The sequence below is a fragment of the Bacillus cereus group sp. BfR-BA-01347 genome, assembly GCF_022663835.1.
Taxonomy (GTDB): domain Bacteria; phylum Bacillota; class Bacilli; order Bacillales; family Bacillaceae_G; genus Bacillus_A; species Bacillus_A thuringiensis_K.
On sequence record NZ_JAKUGG010000011.1, the window covers coordinates 65,978 to 89,882 of the forward strand.

A 23,905-nucleotide genomic window follows, 5' to 3' on the forward strand; every position below is an offset into this window, starting at 1 on the left:
ACCTAAAAATATATTTTTATTACTAGGTATTAATAGTAATATATGATAATAGGTTTTATATAATCAGGAGGGAACTTTATGGATAAAGCATTAACAAACCACGTCATTATTTTATCATTCGACTGTTTATCAGCTTTAGATTTTCCTATACTACAAAAACTACCTCATTTCCAATCTCTAATAAAAAAGGGCACGATTGTCGAAAAAGTAGAACCAATTTATCCTTCTGTAACATATCCAAGCCACTCAACAATCGTAACTGGTAATTACCCTAACAAGCACGGTGTTGTTAGCAATACGTTACTTCAACCAGGGCGTGAATCACCTGATTGGCATTGGTATCGAAAATCAATAAAAGGAACAACATTGTATGATGAAGCGCGCAAAGCAAATTTAACGACAGCTGCCCTTCTATGGCCTGTTACTGGAAGAGCGAACATCGATTACAATTTACCAGAAATTTTTCCAAATAGACCTTGGCAAAATCAAGTGTTAGTTTCCTTATTTAGCGGTAGCCCGCTATATCAATTAGATTTAAATCGTCGTTTCGGCCATATAAGAAATGGTTTATCACAACCAGAGCTGGATGATTTCGTCCTCGCCTCTGCTGTGCATACAATCCAGACGAAAAAGCCTAATGTCATGTTCGTACATTTCACCGATCTAGACACACAAAGACACTATCACGGCTTTGAATCTAACGAAACAATAGCTGCTATCCAGAGGCACGACGGACGTCTAGGGAAAATTATTCAAGCACTAAAAGAAAGTGACCTATACGAAGAAAGTACAATTATTGCCCTTGGTGATCATAGCGCTTTAAGTGAAAACAAATCCATCCAATTAAATGTGCTATTCCATCAAAGAGGACTTATATCTCTTAATAAAAAAGGAAAATTAGTAGACTGGAAAGCCTATTGCCAAAGTTGCGACGGCTCTGCCTATGTATATGTAAAGGACAAAAATGATACGGATACAATTCGGGAGGTACAACTACTCCTTGAAGAACTACTTCAAAATAAACAAAACGGAATTGAATTTATACTTCATGATGAAGCTGCCAAAGACTGCGGTGCAGACGGTAATTGTTTATTCATGTTAGAAGCACGAGAAGGGTATTATTTCACTGAAAACTATACAGGAGATTTTATAAAAGAAATTACTGAAAAAGATGTTACGCCTAGTAAAAAATATACATTTGGTACGCATGGATACTCTCCAACAAAACCTAACTATGAAACAATTTTTATCGCTGCTGGGAAAGGAATAAAAAGTGGCGTTACCGTCCCGTATATGAGACTTATTGATGAAGGTCCAACTATCGCTAGACTACTCGGTTTACACTTAGGTGAAACAGACGGAGCAATTGTAGAGGATTTACTCCAATTGTAAAGAACTGTGTATATATGTAAAAGTTATGTAAAATTCATCACTGTTTCTCTTTTTATAATTTTTATTTTTGTACACTGTTAGTAAAACAAATTTAAGGGGGAACATTATATGAAAAAAATGTCCAGACAAGAAAAAAGCTGGATATTATACGATTGGGCGAACTCGGTATATTCGCTCGTCATTACAACTGCATTATTTCCAATTTACTTTAAAGCAGCTGCAAAAGAAGCTGGACTATCCGGGGCAACTTCAACAGCATATTGGGGATATGCAAACTCGTTCGCAACACTTTTAATTTCTATACTTGCTCCTATTCTCGGCACAGTTGCTGATTATAAAGGATTTAAAAAACGATTTTTCACATTCTTCTTTGGACTCGGTATCGTATTTACAAGTATGTTAGCAGTCGTTCCAACATCTCAGTGGTACTTATTATTAGGATGCTATATGCTCGCCTTAGTCGGTTTTGCTGGAGCAAACATTTTTTATGATGCATTTTTAGTAGATGTCACTTCTGAAGATAGAATGGACCGAATTTCTACAAGAGGATTTGCATTAGGTTATATCGGGAGTACAATTCCTTTTATCGGTTGTATCGCTCTTATTATTCTTTCTCAAAAAGGAACTATCCCTTTATCTGTTGGTATTGCTAGTCAAATTTCATTTGCGATAACAGCTCTTTGGTGGGGGTTATTTACAATTCCAATGCTAAAAAACGTAGAGCAAACGCACTATATTGAACGTCACCCTAGACCAATTACAATGAGCTTCAAACGCCTTGCTGCTACTTTTAAAAATATTAAAGAATATAAAACTGTATTTATGTTTCTAATCGCTTACTTTTTCTATATTGACGGAGTCGATACAATTATTACTATGTCTACCGCTTACGGAACCGATCTCGGTATTAGTGCAACTAATCTATTAATCATATTATTTGTAACACAAATTGTCGCTTGTCCATTTGCTTTATTATACGGAAAATTATCAGCAACATTCACAGGTAAAAAAATGCTATATGTCGGTATCATTATTTATATCATCATTTGCATATATGCTTATTTCTTAAAAACGACACTTGATTTTTGGATTTTAGCAATGTTAGTTGCTACATCTCAAGGTGGTATTCAAGCACTAAGTCGTTCATACTTTGCAAAACTAGTACCAAAAGAATCTGCTAATGAATTCTTCGGATTTTATAATATATTTGGGAAGTTTGCCGCAATTATGGGTCCGGTATTAGTCGGTGTTACAACGCAATTAACAGGAAAAACAAACGCTGGTGTTCTTAGTATTATTGTTCTGTTTATTATAGGAGGATTCTTACTAACTAGAGTTCCAGAAAATAACACATCCGTTACACCACCTAGTCAAAAGACTAAAACGCTATAAGAAAAGATCCTCTTCTCATAAGAAGAGAATCTTTTTTATTTTTAAAGGTGCGCCTTATAATGAACGACTCTACTGCTTGTACAAAAATAATTTATCAACAGTTGTTCCTAATACTTCAGCTAAACGGAATGCTAACGCTAAACTTGGATCATATTTATTATTCTCAATTGCATTTATCGTTTGTCTAGAAACCTTACATTTATCAGCTAATGCGCCTTGTGAAATATTATTTTCAGTGCGTAATTCATAGATTTGATTTTTCACACCATTGCTCCTAACCTGTAAAATCGTTTTTACAACATCAGTATATAATTGGCTCATATAGTTGTCAAAAGTTCCTCAAAGAAAAAGGGAGCAATATTGCTCCCTTACAATAGTTATTTCGAAGCTAACGAATTTGTTAGTGCCTCTTTATTAGCAACATCTTCTTTTTTTATTTGCATACGTAGAACTGGCCCTATCGCTAATAAAATAAGTGCCATTGCTATACAAAACACAGTAACTAGTGAAGTTAGTTCCTTTAATCCTCCAGCTAGTGAAGTTCCAATTAGCATTGCCCCCATAAACAGTGGTAAAATCGTCCCATTTACTCTTCCAACCATATTTTCTGGTACAAGTTGAATCATAAGCGTACCGACAACAATATTAACACAAGCTAAACAAATACCTGTTCCAAACCTCATGAAACTAGTAATCCAAAATGATGTAGATAGCCCTTCTACTAAAAATGACATTGCTAATATGCCCATACCGAATACAAACATCTTTTTCGGATTCACTTTTGAAGCGAAAATTGCAGCAACAATACCACCAATTAACATACCTATTCCATCAGCTGCAGCTAAATATTGAACTGCTTCCTTTTCCATTCCAAGGCGCTCTATTACAAGAAATACCTCTAATGGAGTTGTTAATCCAACAGCTAAGCCTATAATGGTGAAAGTGATCGTAATCATACGTAAATTTTTCGTATGAAGAACATACTTCCAACCTTCTTTTATATCATTTTTTAATGAATCTCTCGCCACTTGCTCTTTTTCAACCCATTTTGGTAAGAATGAAAGGGCGATAGCAGATAACAAAAATAAAATGATTAAGCTATATAGTGACGTAAATAAACCAAGTTGTGTATACACAAGCGATCCTACCACTGGTCCAAAAATCAGAAATAATGACTGTAATGTTTGGTTAAATGCAATCGCATTTGCTACCTCTTCTTCTTTTACATAGCGCTTAAATATACGCGAAGATGAGGGCTGAGAAAACTGACCTACAATCGCGGAAATGAGTGTTGCAAAAAATATAGCCTGCCAATAATCCATTTTTAACAACAAGACAATTCCTATAATAGACAGTACACTTAATACATCTCCAGCGACCATTGTTCTTTTCGGATTCCAGCGATCAGCTAGCGCACCACCGATAAACGAGAAAATAAAAATAGGTGCATATTCCATAACTGATAACAACGAAACAGAAACTGGATCATTATTCGTTCGCTCCATTATAAAATACAAAAGAGCCATATTTCTGATCCAAATTGCAAATTGTTGTAAAATATCAGACGCCATAACGAGCATAAATGCTCGGTTTTTAAATAAAGCGTTCATTTTCATTCCCCTTTCACAAACCGACCGTTCGGTCTAATTTATTTTGTAAGAAAAGCAACTGACCTATTATTCAGCTGCCATTCCTTTTAACAATACATCTATTGCCTTTTTATAAATACGTTTCAGCTCTTTATAATCTAATTCGTAGTAAAGCACTCCAAGTCCTGATAATAATCCGTTCACAATATACATAAGATCACGAGTATTATCTTCACGGAACTCTCCAGACTGTATACCTACTTCAATTAATTTCTCAAACATAACATATGATTCTCTAGTTAAAGCTAACAGTTCATCCAGAATCTCTTTACTTACAACTTGGCTCATAGAGAATTCCTCTATTGCATTTGAAATTGGTTGCTGTATGTCCTCTACATGATATTCCGCGAGACCATATAGTTTTTCAGTACTAGTGCTATACAACTTCTCTTTTTCATTCCATTTTTCAATCCAATCATACGTATGCTGTTTCACTACAAATAAAAATAATTCTTCTTTACTTTTAAAGTGATAATAAATACTTCCTTTACTTCGCTCTGTAATTTCACAAATCTCTTCCATAGATGTAGCTGCGTAGCCCTTCTGTGAAAATAGACTTTCTGCTTTATATGCAATTTCTTTCTTTATCTCTTCTGCGCTTCTTCTCATATTCACACCTCTTTAAACCGACCGTTCAGTCTAATAATAACAAATCAAAAACCTCTATCGCAAGAGGCTATATTCCTTATTTAAGAAAACGTACTTTCAAACCAAGTTCGAATCATATGTATGGTTCCAAATTTAAATGCTAATTTAACAAGAAATACGCCTCCCGCAGCTAATAAAAATAACACTACTTTCCCCTTATTTTTCACTTTCGGTTCCCTTTTCATTTCCATTCCCCTTAGTATGTTAAAAATATTAATCAAACGTTTGTTTAACTGTGTTTATGCATATGTAAGCCGACTAATCAAACGTTTGTTTAAAAAGAAATACGCCTATATAAGGCGCATTTTCATCAATCACCACCGCCACCGCAGCTTCCTCCGCTATCTCCCCCAAAAGACCCTCCACAATCATGTGAGCCGCCATCATGCGAGCTATCATTATCAGATCCAGCAAAGAAAAATAATGGTGATGAGCTGTTAGATGAATTATGAATGTTATTTTGTTTTGTAAGATTTACCTTCTTTTTGTTCGATCGAACTGCTGTTACGATTATTCCAACTACAACAAATAATAGTATGACAATAATAAATTCCATATAAAAGCCTCCCTTATTCCTCGAATAATTGAATGGTTCTTTCTAGATTTTCAAGTGAAATGAAGCGTGATTCACGAAGAATTTCTTTTCCATTATGAAATAATAAAATTGTTGGCCCTGTAAATACTCCATATCGCCCCGCAATCTCTTGCATATCTTGTAGTAATATCTCTATTTTCTCTACGTAATCATAATTCTCTAATACGCAATTTACTTTTCTTAGCATAACATCACAAACACCACAATTTTCCGTTTTAATAAACAGAAGTACCAATTGTTGTTCTTTGATATAGGTCGCTAATTCTTCTATCGTTTTAAATGTATTCATCTTATCCCTCTCAGCGTAATTTACGAAATACTTTGTCTTAATACATACGAAAAGCTGAACTATCTTTAATCTTTCTCTTTTCCATTGCCTGCTGAAAACGCAGAGTTTTTGCTGTTAACTCTTCTCGTAATTTCTTTCTCTCTTCTTCATCATAACAGCAAGCAATTAGATCCTCTATTTTTAATATATCTTTTTGTAGTTCCATTTCTGGTGGAATCATTCCCGCATTTTTTAAAATTTTATAACTCATTCTAAGTTCTGGAGGTACCATTGAAAGATCTTCTAATTGTAGTGGTTTTCCTTTTCCCGGAAGATAATCAAGATCACCATTCCGTATTGCTTGTCGAATTTTTTCTTCAGCAATGTTCAAAAACACATCCACACTATTCCCTCCTTTACATATTTTTACTATTATTTTACATGATATTTCCTTATCTTTCTACGTCTTTAATAATTGGCTCTATACAATTTTTTCTCAAATTTATTTATAATGAGCTTTTTCCTCCCATACCGATTTTTCGTTTTCATATATAGTTTGTATTCAAGCCTTTTTGTATTGAGAAAGTCTTTTTCAACTTAATAAAGCGTTTACACTAAATCTTACATTTGTTACGATTTAATCACCCCCAGCTCCCTTGTATAGACTTCGTGATGTCTGATCATTTTATCTAGACGTTTCACACGTCTAGATTCATTTTGATTTATTGGCGTATGCCTTTAAATATATCTTTTATTTTGAAAGGAGAAATGGCTATGAGGTCTCAAAAATTCACACTGCTATTACTATCCATACTACTTTTCTTACCTCTTTTTCTCACAAATTTTATTACTCCAAATCTCGCATTAGCAGATTCACCAAAGCAAAGTCAAAAAATTGTTGGGTACTTTCCTTCGTGGGGGGTTTACGGACGTAATTATCAAGTTGCTGACATTGATGCATCAAAACTTACTCACCTTAACTATGCTTTCGCGGATATTTGTTGGAATGGAAAACATGGAAACCCTTCTACTCATCCTGATAATCCAAATAAACAAACGTGGAACTGTAAAGAATCTGGTGTACCATTGCAAAATAAAGAGGTTCCTAATGGTACTCTCGTACTCGGGGAACCATGGGCTGATGTTACCAAATCGTATCCTGGCTCAGGGACAACTTGGGAAGATTGCGATAAATATGCCCGTTGCGGAAATTTCGGTGAACTAAAACGATTAAAAGCTAAATATCCTCACTTAAAAACAATTATTTCCGTTGGTGGCTGGACTTGGTCTAACCGCTTTTCTGATATGGCCGCTGATGAAAAAACAAGAAAAGTATTTGCTGACTCTACAGTAGCTTTTCTTCGCGCATATGGGTTTGATGGCGTAGATTTAGACTGGGAATATCCGGGCGTTGAAACGATTCCTGGTGGTAGTTATCGTCCTGAAGATAAACAAAATTTCACTCTCCTTCTTCAAGACGTCCGAAATGCTTTGAATAAAGCAGGTGCTGAAGATGGCAAACAATATTTACTAACAATCGCTTCAGGCGCAAGCCAACGCTACGCTGATCATACAGAGCTAAAGAAAATTTCTCAAATACTCGATTGGATTAATATTATGACATATGATTTCCACGGCGGATGGGAAGCTACTTCTAATCATAATGCAGCTCTATATAAGGATCCAAATGACCCAGCAGCAAATACGAATTTTTACGTAGATGGTGCTATAAATGTTTATACAAATGAAGGTGTTCCAGTCGATAAACTAGTATTAGGCGTACCCTTTTACGGACGTGGCTGGAAAAGTTGTGGCAAGGAAAATAACGGACAATATCAACCTTGCAAACCAGGTAGTGATGGGAAACTTGCTTCTAAAGGTACTTGGGATGATTATTCTACCGGTGACACGGGTGTGTATGATTACGGTGATTTAGCAGCCAATTACGTTAATAAAAATGGTTTTGTACGCTACTGGAATGACACAGCTAAAGTACCTTATTTATATAATGCAACTACAGGCACATTTATTAGCTACGATGACAATGAATCTATGAAATACAAAACAGACTATATAAAGACGAAAGGTTTAAGTGGAGCAATGTTTTGGGAACTAAGCGGAGATTGCCGTACAAGTCCAAAATATAGTTGCAGTGGTCCAAAATTACTTGATACGCTAGTAAAAGAATTACTTGGTGGACCTATTAGTCAAAAAGATACTGAGCCACCAACGAATGTTAAAAACATTGTAGTTACGAATAAAAATTCAAATTCAGTTCAATTAAACTGGACTGCATCTACTGATAACGTAGGAGTTACGGAATATGAAATTACTGCTGGAGAAGAGAAATGGAGTACAACAACAAATAGCATTACAATTAAAAACTTAAAACCTAATACAGAATACACATTTTCAGTAATTGCCAAAGATGCTGCTGGAAATAAATCACAACCTACCGCTCTTACTGTCAAAACGGATGAAGCTAATACGACACCTCCTGATGGAAATGGCACTGCTACATTTTCAGTCACTTCGAATTGGGGCAGCGGTTATAACTTCTCGATTATAATCAAAAATAATGGAACGACTCCTATTAAAAATTGGAAATTAGAATTTGATTATAGCGGCAATTTAACACAAGTTTGGGATTCTAAAATTAGTAGTAAAACAAATAACCATTATGTAATTACGAACGCAGGATGGAATGGCGAAATTCCTCCTAGTGGATCTATTACAATTGGCGGTGCAGGAACGGGTAATCCTGCCGAACTTTTAAATGCCGTAATTAGCGAAAACTAGACGTAATATCCATTAATTCTTTCACTAAAGTTTGAATTTAGGTTTGAGCAATACATCCTAAATTCAAACTTTTAATTTTATGAAAAATCAAAAAATAAAATAAACTATTATAATTATATTTAGTTTCTATATGAAGTTTATATGAAGTTCATTTGAATTTTAAATGAATTCCCTTTAATTTCTATTGTCTTCCTATAATATCCATATTATCCTTTACATATAGGAATTATTTTTATTCCATTTTGAACTATCTATATATATAAAGAAAGATAGTCACCTGTTAGGGAAAGGCTTTCGTATTATTATAAATATAACAAAAGAAAAAGCACGCTTATAAGCGCACCATAAGAGTGCTTCTTCATACAATTCTCATGTAAGAGTTCTCGAAAATCATGTTAATCACAAAGAAAAGGCATTAGCCCATAAAAGCTAATGCCTTTTCTTTATTCATATTGTTCAGCATTCCAATCTTCTATATTCCATACTTTTGTTATCCACGATTCATAGAAAGAAGGTTCATGTGAGACAATTAAAACCGTTCCTTTGTATTGTTGTAACGCTTCCTGTAAAGCCATCTTAGTTTCTACATCCAAATGATTAGTCGGTTCGTCTAAAATTAAAACATCAGCTTTTTCTATTTTTTCATATAAGGAGCTAACACACTTAAAATCTCTTCTTTATCCTTTTTTAATTCGAGTGATGTTAACATATCCATCGTTCTCGGCCTAGGTAATTTCACTTGTACCTCGCCAACTATTGACGCTGGTCTTTGAGATAAAATAAATACACGGTCAGACAGCAAGATTGCCTCATCTAAGTCATGTGTCACCATAACGATTGTTTGCTTCTCTTGATGCCAAGAGTTTAAAAGCCAGCTATGTACTTCCATTTTTGTAAATGCATCTAACTTTCCAAAAGGCTCATCAAGCAGCATAATTGGCTTTTCACATAAATAGGTGCGCAGAAAACTAATTCTTTGACGCATACCACCAGACAATTCATCTGGATAATGGTCTGCATATTCATCTAGTTCGAACTGCTTTAATGCTTCCATTCCTTCTGTCAGTCTTTGTTTTTTCGGCTTTCCTTCAATTTCTAACGGAAGAACGATATTTTGCAAAGCTGATCGCCACGGTAGTAATAAATCTTGTTGTGGCATATAACTAACAACATCTTGCTCTTGTACTTGCTTATCGTTATACGTTACGTTCCCGCTTGTTGGTTTTTCAACATTTGCAATCATGTTTAATAATGTGCTTTTCCCGCAACCACTCGGGCCTACAAAGGAGACAAACTCTCCCTCTTGTATAGAGGCACTAATCTTCTCTAGTACATTCTTTCCATCGAAAGATTTCACTATATTTTTTATTTGTAATCCGCTCATTTTTCACTTGGAAGGAATTCATTTGTAAAAGCATCTTTTACATCGATTTTCTTTTTAATAACTTTGTTGTCATATAAGAAATTCATGTAATTCGTCCAAATTTCTTCCTTCTGTACTCCCCATGCTTTAGCATCATCTTGATACTTCGTACTTAACCATTTTTGGCTTTCTTGAACTAAATCTTTATTTACATCTGGAACAGCTTTAATTAAAATATCAGCAGCTTCTTTCGGTTCCTTAATTGCAAAATTATAACCTTCTGTTGTTGCACTCATAAACTTTTTCACAAAGTCTTTATCTTGCTTCGTATGTTTTTCACTCGTAATAATAACAGGACTATAGAAATCAAGCGCTGGGTCTAAGTCTTTTACCATAATCGTATTTAACTCTTTTCCTTGGCGCTTCGCTTCAATTCCATCCCATCCGTAATAAATCCATTCAAAGTCTGCATCACGGCCGATTGATTTAAAGAAATCGGTTTGTCCTAAGATGATTTTTTCAACTTTATTAAAATCAGCTTGATGCTTATCCATAATCGTCTTTAATGTCGCTTCTTCTGCTGGTCCTCCCCAGCCGCCGTAACGTTTACCTTCAAAATCTTTCGGTGACGTCATATTATCTTTCTTAAGTGATGCAAATGCTGAAGTGTTATGCTGAATAATCGCTCCGACAGATACAACAGGAATCCCTTCCACACGAGCCAACGTTACATTTTCTTGTGCGCTTATTGCGAAGTCAGCTTTTCCTGATGCTATCATTTGCTCTGCTGTTACATTGTCACCCGGTTGAATAATTTCTACATCTAATCCTTGCTTTTTGTAATAATCTTTCGTTTGTGCTACATATAAGCCAGTATGATTCGTATTTGGAAACCAATCTAATACTACTTTTACTTTTTGATCTTTACTTTTACTTTCTTCTTTCTTCGCCGGATTACATCCAGCCACGCCTACCGCTACTAAGGCAGCTAACATAACTTTCAAACCTTTTTTCATTTTCTGCCGTCCTTTCTATATATCCATGGTGCTGTTATTCTTGCCATAAACTCTACGATAAAATACAGACACAATGTCACCATAACGATGATTGCTGCAACACCAAATACTCGGGCAGTCAAAAAGGATTTTGTAGCCCTCGTAAGCATAACGCCTAATCCTTCACTTGCACCGAGCCATTCTCCGATAATTGCCCCCATTACGCTATATGTAACTGCAATTTTTAAGCCTGAGAAAAAGTATGGAAGCACTGCTGGAAATTTTACTTTCTGGTAAACTTGCCATTTCGTCGCCTTCATTGTTTGTAACAGCTTCAACATGTTTTTATCTACTGTTTGAAAACCTTCTAAAATACTAAGCGCAATTGGGAAGAAACAAACGAGTATTACGACCATTACTTTCGGCAACATCCCATATCCAAACCAAATAATAAATAGTGGTGCAAGTACAACAATTGGAATTGTTTGCGAAATAACGAGCAATGGATTTATTAAAATACGAAATAACGGTATAACGTCCATAATAATTGCGATGCTCGTCCCCAATAAAATTGCAAAGAATAGTCCAATTATAACTTCCTGCAGTGTTTGCATCGTATTTGGTAATAGTAAATCTTTCATCCCAATTAATTCTTGAACAATGGCAGAAGGCTTTGGTAAAATCCACGGTTCGATTTTAAATAATGAAACAGATCCTTCCCATATCGCAATGAGAAGGATAAGCCAAATAGTTGTAATAAGTTTAGATTGCTTCTGGTTTTGCATATTCATCACGGTACTTCCAAACCTTTTCATCTATCGTTACACCAGTGCTTGGACGATAATGGATTTTAATAGAAGTAATCACTTCTTCTGCTCCAGCATCGACGCAAGCTTGTTGTGCACGTTTAACGACATCAAGAAGTACATCTAATTCTCCTTCCAAAGTTGTTTCCATTGCCCCTACTTCATAACGAACTCCCGATTGTTGCACAACTTCAATTGCTTTATCGACAACAGAATATACATCTTTCGTTTTCGCTTGTGGTACTACTGAAAATGACATTGTAACTTGTTGTGACATAATAAAATCCCCCTTATAAAATTAAATTTCAAAAATAAGAAAAGGCTTTCCTACTGCGTAGGAAAGCCTTGTATGCAAGTTATTATAGAATAACATATGCTACATCACTTTAAGTAACTCCCTACGCTGGCATTATCCAGATCAGGTTGAGGGTCGATGTTTACTTACATCCTCTCAGCCAATTGGCTCCCCGGTCCTTAATTCGTTTTCATTGTAGCATGATTTATTTTATTGAACAAACAAAAGCATGCATAATCATTTCATTATTTTTGGAAAATATCCAACTTTTTCACCATAAGCTAATAACTGCTGTATAAATTCTTTATTAATTGCTGGTACTTTCAATTCTTTTTTCTTAATCCATTCATTCGTTCTACGTGTACCCATTACAATTTCAGATTGCTGTGCTCCATCTCCTGCAACTTGAGAAGCAATTAACTCTGCTATTACTTCATTTCCCTTTGCTAATTCCAGTCCGGCATTTTCATATTCTGAAAGTGGAACCATTTCAAGATTGTATCCACACTCTCCAATTAGCTGTATAAATTGTTCAAACTCAATTTGATGTGGATGACAAATATGTAACGTCTCTCCTACAATTTGCGCATCTTGTAAATACGATACAATTGATTTACTAGCAAAATCAATTGGTGTGAAATCAACTTTCCACTTCACATTTGGTGCTTTCCCAATTAATAGCATTGTTTTAATAAGACGATAAAATGCGTTTCCTTCAATATTTTGTTGGAACGAACCTGTTTCTGAATGACATGCTAAATTACCTGCACGATAAATATTTCCACGCAAACCATTTTTCATTGCTTCACGAACAATGTTTTCCGCTTGTAGTTTACTATTTGAATATACATTCTCTAAGTCTACACTGTAATTAAAATCACCAGTTTTCATGTATGTATCCCATTGATCTACCGCTAATTCTAACGGGATACCAATTGTAGAAATAAAATGGAATGTAGCGCCTTTTTCCGCTAATGCTAGCATACGGCTAGTCCCTTGTACATTTATATTTTCAAATTGTTTTACATCTCCAAAATGTCTTACATCTGCACCGCAATGAATTATCGTATCCATCTTAGAACTGATGAACATAAATTCTTCTTCGCTCATCCCAAGATACTCTTCTCCTAGATCGCCAGCTACGGCCTGTATACGCTGTAACCATTCTTCACATATATCATTAAAATAGCCTGTTAATGTATCTATAATTCTTTGCTGCACATCTTTGGTTGGTCTTACTAAACAATAAATAGTAGCAGATGTATCTCTTAGCAATTCATATAATATGTGTGATCCTAAATAACCAGTAGCTCCTGTTAAAAAGACATTTGAAATCTGTTTTTCTTCAAAAACGTTTGCATACGTAATAGTATCTGGTTCGTGAATTACTTTATATTCCCGAAATACTTCTTCTTTCTCTACTTTTACTTCTCGCTCAATTCGAGCTAATCCATATATCGTTCTTTCTTTAAAGAAATCTTGAATTGTTAAATGCGAGAAGTCTTCTTTTAACAATGTTAATACTCGTAATACTTTCAATGAGTGTCCACCAATTGTAAAGAAATCATCATGCACTCCAATTTTTGAAATTCCTAATACTTCCGCCCAAGCATTCGCTATTTGCTTCTCTGCTTTATTAGAAGGTGCAACATATTCTTGTAGACGAAGCGGTTCATACTTTTCTTCTAACTGGGCTAACTTTTTAACATCAATCTTTTTATTAGGTGTAAGTGGTAATTCATTAATATAAATTAGTTTAGATGGCACCATATAATCTGGTAACTGCTCTTGTAACTGATAAACTAATTCTGGTATTTCTTTTTTATTTAAAGTTGTATAGAACGCGATTAAATATTGGCTACCTTCCTTACTCTTCTTAGCAAAAACAGCATTTTCTTTTATATTATGATTTTGAGAAATTTTACTTTGGATTTCTCCTAGTTCAATACGATGTCCTCTAATTTTTACTTGATCATCTTTCCGATGTAAAAACTCTATATTTCCATCCTCTAGCAACTTAACGATATCACCTGTTTTATATATATTAACTATAGGATTAAAAGGGTTCGGAATAAAAGCTTCAATTGTTTTATTAGGTTTATTAAAATACCCTTTTGCTAATCCTACTGAATCTATATATAATTCACCAGGTACACCAATTGGACAAAGATTCATATTCTCATCCAAAATCATAACTTGATAATTAGCACATGGTTTACCAATGGGAATACTCGCAACATCCTCATTTAACTGACTAGGTATTTTATAGGTTGTCGTCACTACAGTACATTCTGTCGGTCCGTATACATTATGAATTTCAACATTTGTACCTATTCTTTCTCTCCACAATTTAATAACCTCTACAGGCAACATTTCACCGCCAATCGCAATTCTTTTTAGGGAAGCTAGCTTATATATATCTTCTTCTGCTAAATACGTTGCTACTTGTCGAACAAAAATTGTTGCTAATGCCAAGATCGAAGTTGCTTTCACTTTATAGATTGCATGTGCAAATGCTTCTACAGACAATCGCTCTTCCTCTAATAATACATACAAGTTTCCTCCACAGAATAAAGAAGCAAATGACTCCCATACAGAGGCATCGAAACTAAAGGAAGGAAATTGGGCAAATACATCCTCTTCTGTCAATTCATATTGCTTTTTCATCCAAGTATACAGATTAACAACGCCTCTATGTGCTAACATCGTTCCCTTTGGATTCCCTGTTGAACCAGATGTATAAATCATATAAGCTACATCATCACAATGAATAGACAACTTTACATCTATATCTTCACAAGTTTCACTATCATAAATTGAAACAGTTTGAACTCCATCACATGTTATAGGCGTCTCTTTCATCAATATAACTTTCGCTTGGCTATCTTGAATAATGTACTGTATTCTACTTTCGGGATAATCTGGATCAATTGGAACATACGCTGCACCAGCTTTTAATATAGCTACCATACTTACTACTGTGTCTATGCTACGTTTCATAAATATTCCAACATAGTCTCCTAATCGCACGCCGTTTTTAATTAACATATGAGCTATTTGATTACTTTTTTTATTTAACTCCTCATAAGTTAAAGTACCTTCCCTTGAAGATAAAGCTATACGATTTGGAAATTGAGTAACAGTATTATAGAACATATCGACGATACTTTTCTCAGGATATACCGCTGTCGTATCATTCACTTGACTATAAAGTGCCATCTCGGCCTCTGTAATAATATTAAAATGTTTTATGCGTTTATTATTATTTTGTGATTTATCAATTAAAACACCTTGTATTTGTTGTGCATAACGAGTAATCGTTGTCTCTTTCCAATTAACACTATTAAATATTATTTCTACACTTTGCATATTTTTACTAAATACAAATTGTAATGTATTCGCATCTTGTAGCTCATAATATGTTTCACCAATAATAATAGGTGACATTTCATATAATTTCTTACCATTTTGAAACTCTTCTATTTCTTCCGCATTTATTTCTTTAATTTGTTCCAGTTGCTCTTCAATCTGTAGATTCAAACTTTCATAGGAAAGAAAATTAGAAACTTCAATAGTAATCGGAAATAAACTTCCTCTTACATGATAAAACACGACAATATGTTTTTCTTTAGAAATATGATATAACCACGTTGCAGTCGCTCCTATTAAATCTACAATATGAGTCAAATTTAGAAACAGTTCCGTTTTTCTTTTCATTCTAATTTCTTTTCCTTGCACATCTTTAGGTATTGTAATATTTCCTTCTACTTTTCCTAAAAATTCTTTTACCATCTCATTATAAGAAATCGCTAATTTCATATTTATGTAAATTCCTCTCTCAAATATAATAAAGGTGTGAAAATTCACACCTTTTTCATCCCTTATTAACGGGCAGATTCGTTCAATTCATAATCAAAGGGGGATCCCCCTTTGATTAGAATTGATCTTTCTTCTTATTCACTTTTAAACTCACCAATTAGCTCTTGTAATTCCTGAGAAAGCCAACTTAAAGAAGTCGCTAATTCTGCAATATCTTGTACTGATATTTCTTGCTCTTTCATGCTTTCTTCAACATTACTACTGCTGTTGGCATAAGTATTTGCAATATGCGATAATTCATTTACAACTTGAACAATATTTTGGCTATTTTGTAAAATGTCACTCGAATTACCAGAAACAGCTTTTACTTGATCTGTAACAGATTGCGCTGATTTTGAAATTTTTTCAAAGAAATCTCCACTACTTTGAACAAGTGAAATTCCAGTTTCTACTTCTTTTGAACCTTTTTGCATGGAAACTACAGCATCTTCTGTCTCAGCTTGTGTTTCACCAATTAATTTCGCTATATCTTTTGCAGACGCTTCAGTTTGTTCTGCTAATTTTCGTACTTCATCAGCAACAACCGCAAACCCTCTTCCAGCTGCTCCAGCACGTGAAGCCTCAATAGAAGCATTTAAAGCTAATAGATTTGTTTGATTTGAAATACCTGTAATTACAGTTACGATATCACTAATTTCTTTTGACCTTGTTTCTAACGAATAAATGATGGAAGATAAATCTTGTACTGCATTTTGGATTAAACTCATTTGATTAATAATTTGTCCAATCACTTCATTACCTTCAATTGAATGTTGCTCCATACCTTCAGAAGCAACTGCAACTTGTTTTGCAGCCCCAGTTATCTCTTCTACCTTATCTTCCATTCCATGTACAATTCCTAAACATTGTTGTACTGACGTTTTTTGAGACTGTGCCCCTACTCTTAAACCTTCAATAGAACTTGCAATCTCTTGAACTGCCATGCTATTTTCCTCTGTACTCGCTGACAACTCTTGCGAAGAAGAAGAAACTTGCTCAGCAGTTTGCCTTACTTTATCTATAATCCCTTTAAATTTTTCAATCGTGTTATTGAAATAAACATTAATAATTCCAATATCATCTGGTCTTTCTTTTAATTTAATACTTAAGTCTCCTTCACCAATTTTACGTAACCCTTCTCGTAAATCTTTTAATGGAGCTAGCGAGTGACGCACGATAAAGAATTGAGTAATAGTCGCAATTGCTAATGAAATAATGATAAAGAGTAAGCCCTGTATCATAAACTTCTCTTTTGTAATAGGAACAATGGAAGCATCTAGGTCAGCCGCAATAATTGCAACAATATTGTTTTCTCCATCCGTAATTGGTTCTAATATTGTCACCCACGAACCTATTTCATCTTCATATACTTCTGTCATTTGTGCCTTTTTCGTATCAATCACTTTATCGTATGCCTTCATCCAATGAGCGGGTTGTTCATAATAATCTCCCGTCTTTATAGGGAATGCATTTGTTAACTCTGTAGTCAAACCAACGAGTTTTAATTCTCGCTTTTCATTCGGCTTTGCTCCTGTAACATACGTTTGTCCAACACTTTTCAATTCTTTTGAAACTTCATCTAATTTCTCTGTTAACTTTTCTTTTTTCACTTTTTCGGCTGTAGGATCTTTCGCCATGTCTCTAACTAACTCTAAATCCAATTTTTTTAATACTATTTCTCCTGTTTCAATAGACTGCCTTTCAAATAAAGACATCATACTATTTTGAAACATGTTGAAACTTAACGCACCCATACTTCCAACAAGCGTCAAAATAACTAGTACGGTTAATAAGACGTTCTTTTGAAGGAACGATAACTTATGCCAATATTTTTTCATTAATATCCACCTTCCTTAACTAACATAAACAAAAAAAACAAAATATATGAATATTTTGTTTAAAAATGTTTCTCAATATGTTCGAGAATAAAAAAAAGCCAATGTAAAAGCATTGGCAAAGACCAACCCTATCCGTCCGGTAACTGGCTAGCATAGCCTTTCGACCTTAGCTCCTGTAGTTTTGCGTCCTCATGTTTCCATCAGTTTGCCTTTCTCGCTGAACGAGTTGAACGATATGGGAGTTCTATGAGAATTAATTTATTCTCTTTCAAAGATTACAACATATAAATCAAAATGTCTACTTATTTAGAGATATAAATACAAATTTTTAACGCATTGTTTTTTCAAAATAATTTCAAAAAGTACGTGAATGTTACTTTTTTTGTGTTATATAATAAAAAATGTATTAATAACAAGGATTTCTTCGGGTATTTATTTAATTTTCATTCAAATTAAACTATTCGAATATATCTTAACTAATGAATTTCGGAGGTAGTTTATCATGTTTTGGCTACAATTTCTTACCTTGTTACTCTGTATTTTTATTGGTGCACGCCTAGGCGGAGTTGGTTTAGGAGTAATGGGTGGAGTTGGTATGGCAATACTCGTTTTTGTCTTCCACTTACAACCTACCGCGCCTCCTATCGATGTAATGCTTATGATTTTGGCAGTAATTACAGCTGCTGGTGCTTTGCAAGCTGCTGGAGGAATGGACTATCTTGTTCATCTAGCTGAAAAAGCATTACGAAAAAATCCAAAGCGTATTACTTTTTTTGCTCCAATTGTTACTTATTTATTCACACTATGTGCAGGTACTGGTCACGTTGCCTATTCTGTACTTCCTGTTATTGCAGAAGTCTCTCGTGAATCAGGGATTAGACCGGAACGCCCAATGTCGATTGCCGTAATCGCTTCTCAACAAGCAATTACAGCTAGTCCAATTTCAGCTGCCACAGTTGCTCTTTTAGCAATGTTAGCTGACTATAAAATCACTTTATTAGATATTTTAAAAGTGAGTATTCCTTCTACTTTCATTGCTTGTATGTTAGCAGCATTTGTTGCTAGTAAGATGGGAAAAGAATTAAATGAAGACCCTGAATACTTAAAACGATTAAACGAAGGAATGATTCCTAAACTTGAAGAGAAAAAAGAATTTGTAGGTGTAAAGGGCGCCAAATTATCAGTTATCCTTTTCCTTGTAGGAACCTTCCTTGTTGTACTTCTTGGTTCATTTGAAGCACTTCGTCCAGGATGGATAGTTGATGGGAAGTTAGCTCGTCTTTCCATGCCGAACACAATTGAGATGGTTATGTTAACTATCGCGGCCCTTATTATTATTTTCTGTAAACCAAATGTAGAAAGCATTGTATCTGGTAACGTCTTTAAAGCAGGAGCAACAGCAGTTGTTGCTATTTTCGGTATCGCTTGGATGGGAGATACTTTCTTTAACGGAAACTTAAATATGATTCAAGGATCCATTCAGCATTTAGTAACAAGTGCACCATGGCTATTTGCTATCGCATTATTCATTCTATCTATTTTACTGTACAGCCAAGCAGCAACAGTTCGTGCCTTAATGCCACTTGGACTATCTCTTGGTATTCCGCCAGCATTACTGATTGCTATGTTCCCTGCAGTGAACGGATACTTCTTCATTCCAAACTATGGAACAATCGTTGCTGCCATTAACTTCGACCGCACTGGTACAACAGGTATCGGTAAATACGTATTAAATCATAGTTTTATGATTCCGGGCCTAATTGCAACATTTACTTCTATCGGAATTGGAATGCTCTTAATTTCAATTATGTTTTAAAGAAAAAGCACAAACCTTTATTTAAAAAGGTTTGTGCTTTTTTAATCAAATATTTGTTTAAATTTTGGGGCAGTCTATTTCTCCATGTAGCACTTAAAATACTACACGTCCTTCCCTACAAACTTCTCTTTACTTCTTCAGCTAATTTTCTCGTACTTTCATACGCAGATTCAGCTAAGCTAATTGCTGAAATAACTGAAACACCGTCCGCACCCGCTTCTATAACTGCCACTGTATTTTCAATTGTAATCCCACCAATACCAACGATTGGCACTGTAATTCCTTGTTCTCTAAAATAAGCTAATCCTTTCGTTCCTTGAACCGCTTTCGTATCTTTTTTCGTACTCGTTGGGAAAATAGGTCCAACACCTAAATAATCTGCTCCGTTTTCGATTGCAAAGCGTGCTTCTTCAATTGTATGAGCAGATACGCCGATAATTTTATCTCCCATTTTTTCACGAACAGATGTAATTCCTTCATCATCTTGTCCTACATGAACACCATCTGCATCTAATTCAATGGCTAATTCTACATCATCATTTACAATGAAAGGAACACTATATTCCTTACAAAGCGCCTGCAATTCTTTTGCAAAACGCACTCTTTCTTCTCCAATTAAAGCCCCTTCTCCCTTTTCACGAAATTGAAAAAGTGTCACTCCACCATCTAATGCTTCTTTCAATACAGATAAAGGATCCTTCGCGCAATTATTACTTCCCATAATAAAATACACCTGTAATAACTTAGACATTTTCTTTGTTTCAATGCGCATCGTGTGTTTCCTCCCCCTTACTTTAACTCCTCAATCTTCCCATACTTCTCAATATCATCAGAAGTAGTATTCGCTAACTGATTTAAAAATTCAATTTGGAAACTACCAGGTCCTTTTTCTACCGTTTTAGCCGCTGCTAGTTCCGCTGCTACTCCATAAAATGTTAATGCAGCTACTGCTGCTTTTACATAATCTTTTTCTACTGCTACAAATGCTCCTATTACCGAAGTTAGTAAACAACCTGTTCCCGTAACTTTCGTTAAAATAGGGTGACCGTTTCGAATAACAATAGTTCTCTCTCCATCTGTAACAACATCTTCTTTTCCAGTAATAACCGCAACTGTATTTAATTCGTCTGCTGCCTGCCTTGCAATACTTACAACATTGCCATGTCCAGTACCAGCGTCTACCCCTTTAATTTCCCATTTCTCATTAATAACATTTGCTATTTCAGCTGCATTTCCGCGGATAATTGCTAAATCGATTTCAGCCGGAATATGTCTCGCAACTTCTGTTCGATACGAAGTTGCTCCTGCACCAACTGGATCAAATAGTACTGGCACATTGTTCGCATTTGCTGATTTACCTGCGAGTAACATCGCTTCTACTTCTTCAGGACGAAGTGTCCCCATATTTAATACTAACGCTCCAGCAATGCTAGCCATTTCTGCTACTTCTTCTTTTGCATACGCCATTACAGGCGATGCCCCAAGTGCCAACAAACCGTTAGCAGTAAAATTTGTTACAACAACATTTGTAATATTATGAACAAGCGGATTAGATTCTCTCACCAAATCCACTACTTTACTAATTTCTTTCATATTCATCCTTTTCATCTCCTAACTATAATGATGGGAGATACACAAAAAGACACTTCGCGCGTACGCAAAGTGCCTGAACATGTGCTTTTACACTCTCCCTACGCTGGCATTATCCAACAGGTTCAAATGGTCAATGACGGACTAGTCATACTCTCAGTTTGTATCCACAAACTCCCATGTGTTTCTTATTCATCTACTTCAAAGTCTACTCTTATTCTAGTAAAATAACAAGTTCTTTACTTTTCTATTTAATATAGAAGCAACTGATAAAGTGAAACTTTAATCAGTTGGGATTTTGTTCACTCCATTAAAAACAGCTCAAATATGGAGCGAAACTGAATCTCAAGAAGATGTATGCTATATTTAACTTATGGAAATTTGAAAGGATGTTTTTAATATGTCAAAAAGCGTTGTAATCGCTGAAAAACCTTCCGTTGCACGAGATATTGCTCGTGTACTGAAGTGTGATAAAAAAGGAAACGGCTATCTTGAGGGTAGTAAATATATTGTAACTTGGGCTTTAGGCCATCTTGTTACATTAGCTGATCCAGAAAGCTATGATGTGAAATATAAAAAGTGGAATTTAGAAGATTTACCGATGCTACCTGAGCGTTTGAAATTAACGGTTATTAAACAAACTGGTAAACAATTTAATGCTGTAAAAAGTCAGCTACTTAGAAAAGATGTAAATGAAATTATTGTAGCAACAGACGCTGGACGTGAAGGGGAATTAGTCGCACGCTGGATTATCGATAAAGTTAAGATAAATAAACCAATCAAACGTTTATGGATTTCTTCTGTAACCGATAAAGCAATTAAAGATGGTTTTGCAAATTTAAAACCAGGTAAAGCCTATGACAATTTATACGCTTCAGCAGTTGCGCGTTCAGAAGCTGACTGGTATATCGGTCTTAATGCAACTCGTGCTTTAACGACTCGCTTTAATGCCCAGTTAAATTGTGGCCGTGTGCAAACCCCTACTGTTGCTATGATTGCTAGTCGCGAGGATGAAATAAAGAACTTCAAAGCACAAACTTACTACGGCATCGAAGCTCAAACAATGGAGAAGCTCAAACTTACTTGGCAAGATGCAAATGGCAATAGCCGTAGTTTTAATAAAGAAAAAATCGATGGTATTGTAAAAAGTTTAGATAAACAAAATGCTACTGTTGTGGAAATTGATAAGAAACAGAAGAAGTCATTCTCTCCTGGTCTTTACGATTTAACTGAATTGCAACGTGATGCAAATAAAAAGTTCGGTTACTCTGCTAAAGAAACATTAAATATTATGCAAAAATTGTATGAACAGCATAAAGTGCTAACGTACCCTCGTACAGATTCACGCTACATTTCATCTGATATCGTTGGAACACTTCCAGAACGTCTAAAAGCATGTGGTGTTGGAGAATACCGTCCCTTCGCACATAAAGTATTACAAAAGCCTATCAAACCTAACAAATCATTTGTTGATGATAGTAAAGTAAGCGATCATCATGCGATTATTCCAACAGAAGGATACGTTAACTTCTCAGCATTCACAGATAAAGAACGCAAAATTTATGATTTAGTTGTAAAACGTTTCTTAGCTGTTTTATTCCCAGCATTCGAATATGAGCAACTAACATTACGTACCAAAGTTGGTAGTGAAACGTTCATTGCACGCGGAAAAACGATTTTACATGCTGGTTGGAAGGAAGTATACGAAAATCGATTTGAAGACGATGATGTAACTGATGACGTAAAAGAGCAGATTCTACCTCACATTGAAAAGGGCGATACATTAACTGTAAAGTTACTTATGCAAACATCAGGCCAAACGAAAGCACCTGCACGCTTTAATGAAGCAACTTTACTTTCAGCAATGGAGAATCCTACAAAATATATGGATACGCAAAATAAACAACTTGCTGATACGTTAAAATCAACTGGTGGATTAGGTACTGTAGCGACACGTGCAGATATTATCGACAAACTTTTCAATTCTTTCTTAATTGAAAAACGTGGTAAAGATATTCACATTACATCAAAAGGTCGTCAATTACTTGATTTAGTACCAGAAGAATTAAAATCACCTACACTAACTGGTGAATGGGAACAAAAACTTGAGGCAATTGCAAAAGGAAAATTAAAGAAAGAAGTATTCATTTCGGAAATGAAGAACTATACGAAAGAAATTGTTTCTGAAATTAAATCGAGTGATAAAAAATATAAACATGACAATATTTCAACGAAGTCTTGTCCAGATTGCGGTAAACCAATGCTAGAAGTAAACGGCAAAAAGGGAAAAATGCTCGTATGCCAAGATCGTGAATGTGGTCATCGTAAAAATGTATCTCGTACAACAAACGCTCGCTGTCCGCAATGTAAAAAGAAACTAGAATTACGTGGTGAGGGTGCAGGCCAAATTTTCGCATGTAAATGTGGCTATCGCGAGAAATTATCAACATTCCAAGAGCGACGTAAAAAAGAATCTGGAAACAAAGCCGATAAACGCGACGTTCAAAAATATATGAAACAACAGAAAAAAGAAGAAGAACCATTAAATAACCCATTCGCAGAAGCATTAAAAAAATTAAAATTTGATTAAACAAAAAGGTT

General features: G+C 35.0%; 20 protein-coding genes, 1 pseudogene and 3 riboswitches. Of the genes and pseudogenes, 5 read left to right on the forward strand and 16 right to left on the reverse strand.

The genetic code is table 11. The features are described from left to right. Window positions 1–78: 78 nt before the first annotated feature. Both MR143_RS17025 and MR143_RS17030 read left to right on the forward strand, forming a co-directional pair. Entirely contained in the window at window positions 79–1,392 is a 1,314-nt protein-coding gene (locus MR143_RS17025; RefSeq protein ID WP_074593395.1) for an alkaline phosphatase family protein, read from the forward strand. A gap of 108 nt (window positions 1,393–1,500) precedes the next feature. Further along, window positions 1,501–2,784, forward strand: coding sequence for an MFS transporter (locus MR143_RS17030; protein WP_000738827.1), 1,284 nt, complete (start codon window positions 1,501–1,503; stop codon window positions 2,782–2,784). A 69-nt stretch (window positions 2,785–2,853) separates the two neighbouring features. Here MR143_RS17030 and MR143_RS17035 read toward each other — a convergent pair whose 3' ends face one another. The 7 genes from MR143_RS17035 to MR143_RS17065 all read right to left on the reverse strand — a co-directional run bounded on the left by MR143_RS17035 (window position 2,854) and on the right by MR143_RS17065 (window position 6,347). Continuing rightward, a complete protein-coding gene (locus MR143_RS17035) occupies window positions 2,854–3,105 on the reverse strand; it encodes a helix-turn-helix transcriptional regulator (protein ID WP_002023181.1) in 252 nt (83 codons plus the stop codon). A gap of 56 nt (window positions 3,106–3,161) precedes the next feature. After that, window positions 3,162–4,394 (reverse strand): MFS transporter, encoded by a 1,233-nt coding sequence (locus tag MR143_RS17040; RefSeq protein WP_000992571.1) that lies wholly within the window; start codon window positions 4,392–4,394, stop codon window positions 3,162–3,164. A gap of 66 nt (window positions 4,395–4,460) precedes the next feature. Then, a complete protein-coding gene (locus MR143_RS17045) occupies window positions 4,461–5,042 on the reverse strand; it encodes a TetR/AcrR family transcriptional regulator (RefSeq protein ID WP_001254434.1) in 582 nt (193 codons plus the stop codon). 80 nt (window positions 5,043–5,122) lie between these two features. After that, a complete protein-coding gene (locus tag MR143_RS17050) occupies window positions 5,123–5,266 on the reverse strand; it encodes a hypothetical protein (protein ID WP_000817981.1) in 144 nt (47 codons plus the stop codon). Window positions 5,267–5,391: 125 nt separating this feature from the next. Continuing rightward, window positions 5,392–5,637, reverse strand: a complete 246-nt coding sequence (locus MR143_RS17055) for a hypothetical protein (protein WP_000394364.1) — start codon at window positions 5,635–5,637, stop codon at window positions 5,392–5,394. Window positions 5,638–5,650: 13 nt separating this feature from the next. Next, window positions 5,651–5,965, reverse strand: coding sequence for a thioredoxin family protein (locus tag MR143_RS17060; protein ID WP_001091339.1), 315 nt, complete (start codon window positions 5,963–5,965; stop codon window positions 5,651–5,653). Window positions 5,966–6,002: 37 nt separating this feature from the next. Next, complete coding sequence (locus MR143_RS17065) at window positions 6,003–6,347, reverse strand: DnaJ family domain-containing protein (protein ID WP_000382373.1); 345 nt, start codon at window positions 6,345–6,347, stop codon at window positions 6,003–6,005. Between the two features lie 371 nt (window positions 6,348–6,718). Here MR143_RS17065 and MR143_RS17070 point away from each other — a divergent pair, with 371 nt between their 5' ends. Next, entirely contained in the window at window positions 6,719–8,743 is a 2,025-nt protein-coding gene (locus MR143_RS17070) for a glycosyl hydrolase family 18 protein (protein WP_001257470.1), read from the forward strand. A 443-nt stretch (window positions 8,744–9,186) separates the two neighbouring features. Here MR143_RS17070 and MR143_RS17075 read toward each other — a convergent pair. From MR143_RS17075 to MR143_RS17105, 7 genes and pseudogenes are all read right to left on the reverse strand, one after another. Next, window positions 9,187–9,381: pseudogene (locus tag MR143_RS17075) on the reverse strand (P-loop NTPase family protein); the annotation flags it as partial. Then, on the reverse strand, window positions 9,378–10,127 hold the full coding sequence (locus tag MR143_RS17080) for an ABC transporter ATP-binding protein (RefSeq protein WP_000016076.1): 750 nt from the start codon (window positions 10,125–10,127) through the stop codon (window positions 9,378–9,380). The pseudogene MR143_RS17075 and the gene MR143_RS17080, both read right to left, overlap by 4 nt. Beyond that, window positions 10,124–11,122 carry an ABC transporter substrate-binding protein gene (locus MR143_RS17085; protein WP_000715577.1) on the reverse strand — a complete coding sequence of 333 codons (999 nt, stop codon included), beginning with the start codon at window positions 11,120–11,122 and terminating at the stop codon, window positions 10,124–10,126. The genes MR143_RS17080 and MR143_RS17085 overlap by 4 nt, the downstream gene beginning before the upstream one ends. Further along, the gene (locus MR143_RS17090; protein WP_001057166.1) at window positions 11,119–11,892 is read right to left on the reverse strand and encodes an ABC transporter permease; all 774 of its coding nucleotides are present in this window, start codon (window positions 11,890–11,892) and stop codon (window positions 11,119–11,121) included. Before MR143_RS17090 ends, MR143_RS17085 begins: the two co-directional genes overlap by 4 nt. Continuing rightward, entirely contained in the window at window positions 11,864–12,184 is a 321-nt protein-coding gene (locus tag MR143_RS17095) for an MTH1187 family thiamine-binding protein (RefSeq protein ID WP_000082906.1), read from the reverse strand. The genes MR143_RS17090 and MR143_RS17095 overlap by 29 nt, the downstream gene beginning before the upstream one ends. Before the next feature lie 101 nt (window positions 12,185–12,285). Beyond that, window positions 12,286–12,387, reverse strand: a riboswitch (TPP riboswitch). Window positions 12,388–12,439: 52 nt separating this feature from the next. Continuing rightward, complete coding sequence (locus MR143_RS17100; RefSeq protein WP_000761455.1) at window positions 12,440–16,021, reverse strand: non-ribosomal peptide synthetase family protein; 3,582 nt, start codon at window positions 16,019–16,021, stop codon at window positions 12,440–12,442. Window positions 16,022–16,155: 134 nt separating this feature from the next. Then, a complete protein-coding gene (locus MR143_RS17105) occupies window positions 16,156–17,898 on the reverse strand; it encodes a methyl-accepting chemotaxis protein (protein ID WP_000761074.1) in 1,743 nt (580 codons plus the stop codon). A 135-nt stretch (window positions 17,899–18,033) separates the two neighbouring features. Continuing rightward, window positions 18,034–18,118: riboswitch (cyclic di-GMP riboswitch) on the reverse strand. 282 nt (window positions 18,119–18,400) lie between these two features. Here MR143_RS17105 and MR143_RS17110 point away from each other — a divergent pair. Beyond that, a complete protein-coding gene (locus tag MR143_RS17110; RefSeq protein WP_000498707.1) occupies window positions 18,401–19,714 on the forward strand; it encodes an anaerobic C4-dicarboxylate transporter family protein in 1,314 nt (437 codons plus the stop codon). A 115-nt stretch (window positions 19,715–19,829) separates the two neighbouring features. Here MR143_RS17110 and thiE read toward each other — a convergent pair whose 3' ends face one another. Further along, on the reverse strand, window positions 19,830–20,486 hold the full coding sequence (gene thiE, locus MR143_RS17115) for a thiamine phosphate synthase (protein WP_001217745.1): 657 nt from the start codon (window positions 20,484–20,486) through the stop codon (window positions 19,830–19,832). Between the two features lie 17 nt (window positions 20,487–20,503). Then, entirely contained in the window at window positions 20,504–21,313 is an 810-nt protein-coding gene (gene thiM, locus MR143_RS17120) for a hydroxyethylthiazole kinase (RefSeq protein ID WP_001056091.1), read from the reverse strand. Window positions 21,314–21,385: 72 nt separating this feature from the next. Then, a riboswitch (TPP riboswitch) is annotated at window positions 21,386–21,495 on the reverse strand. Between the two features lie 209 nt (window positions 21,496–21,704). Here thiM and topB point away from each other — a divergent pair. Beyond that, the gene (gene topB / locus MR143_RS17125; RefSeq protein WP_000047287.1) at window positions 21,705–23,894 is read left to right on the forward strand and encodes a DNA topoisomerase III; all 2,190 of its coding nucleotides are present in this window, start codon (window positions 21,705–21,707) and stop codon (window positions 23,892–23,894) included. Window positions 23,895–23,905: the final 11 nt, after the last annotated feature.

Coding starts and splice junctions, on each gene's coding strand:
- MR143_RS17070 (WP_001257470.1), top strand. CDS start 6,719: ATGAGGTCTCAAAAATTCACACTGCTATTACTATCCATACTACTTTTC.
- topB (WP_000047287.1), top strand. CDS start 21,705: ATGTCAAAAAGCGTTGTAATCGCTGAAAAACCTTCCGTTGCACGAGAT.
- thiM (WP_001056091.1), bottom strand. CDS start 21,313: ATGAATATGAAAGAAATTAGTAAAGTAGTGGATTTGGTGAGAGAATCT.
- MR143_RS17045 (WP_001254434.1), bottom strand. CDS start 5,042: ATGAGAAGAAGCGCAGAAGAGATAAAGAAAGAAATTGCATATAAAGCA.
- MR143_RS17085 (WP_000715577.1), bottom strand. CDS start 11,122: ATGAAAAAAGGTTTGAAAGTTATGTTAGCTGCCTTAGTAGCGGTAGGC.
- MR143_RS17080 (WP_000016076.1), bottom strand. CDS start 10,127: ATGAGCGGATTACAAATAAAAAATATAGTGAAATCTTTCGATGGAAAG.
- MR143_RS17095 (WP_000082906.1), bottom strand. CDS start 12,184: ATGTCACAACAAGTTACAATGTCATTTTCAGTAGTACCACAAGCGAAA.
- MR143_RS17025 (WP_074593395.1), top strand. CDS start 79: ATGGATAAAGCATTAACAAACCACGTCATTATTTTATCATTCGACTGT.
- MR143_RS17060 (WP_001091339.1), bottom strand. CDS start 5,965: ATGAATACATTTAAAACGATAGAAGAATTAGCGACCTATATCAAAGAA.
- MR143_RS17035 (WP_002023181.1), bottom strand. CDS start 3,105: ATGAGCCAATTATATACTGATGTTGTAAAAACGATTTTACAGGTTAGG.
- thiE (WP_001217745.1), bottom strand. CDS start 20,486: ATGCGCATTGAAACAAAGAAAATGTCTAAGTTATTACAGGTGTATTTT.
- MR143_RS17100 (WP_000761455.1), bottom strand. CDS start 16,021: ATGAAATTAGCGATTTCTTATAATGAGATGGTAAAAGAATTTTTAGGA.
- MR143_RS17050 (WP_000817981.1), bottom strand. CDS start 5,266: ATGAAAAGGGAACCGAAAGTGAAAAATAAGGGGAAAGTAGTGTTATTT.
- MR143_RS17105 (WP_000761074.1), bottom strand. CDS start 17,898: ATGAAAAAATATTGGCATAAGTTATCGTTCCTTCAAAAGAACGTCTTA.
- MR143_RS17055 (WP_000394364.1), bottom strand. CDS start 5,637: ATGGAATTTATTATTGTCATACTATTATTTGTTGTAGTTGGAATAATC.
- MR143_RS17110 (WP_000498707.1), top strand. CDS start 18,401: ATGTTTTGGCTACAATTTCTTACCTTGTTACTCTGTATTTTTATTGGT.
- MR143_RS17090 (WP_001057166.1), bottom strand. CDS start 11,892: ATGAATATGCAAAACCAGAAGCAATCTAAACTTATTACAACTATTTGG.
- MR143_RS17030 (WP_000738827.1), top strand. CDS start 1,501: ATGAAAAAAATGTCCAGACAAGAAAAAAGCTGGATATTATACGATTGG.
- MR143_RS17040 (WP_000992571.1), bottom strand. CDS start 4,394: ATGAACGCTTTATTTAAAAACCGAGCATTTATGCTCGTTATGGCGTCT.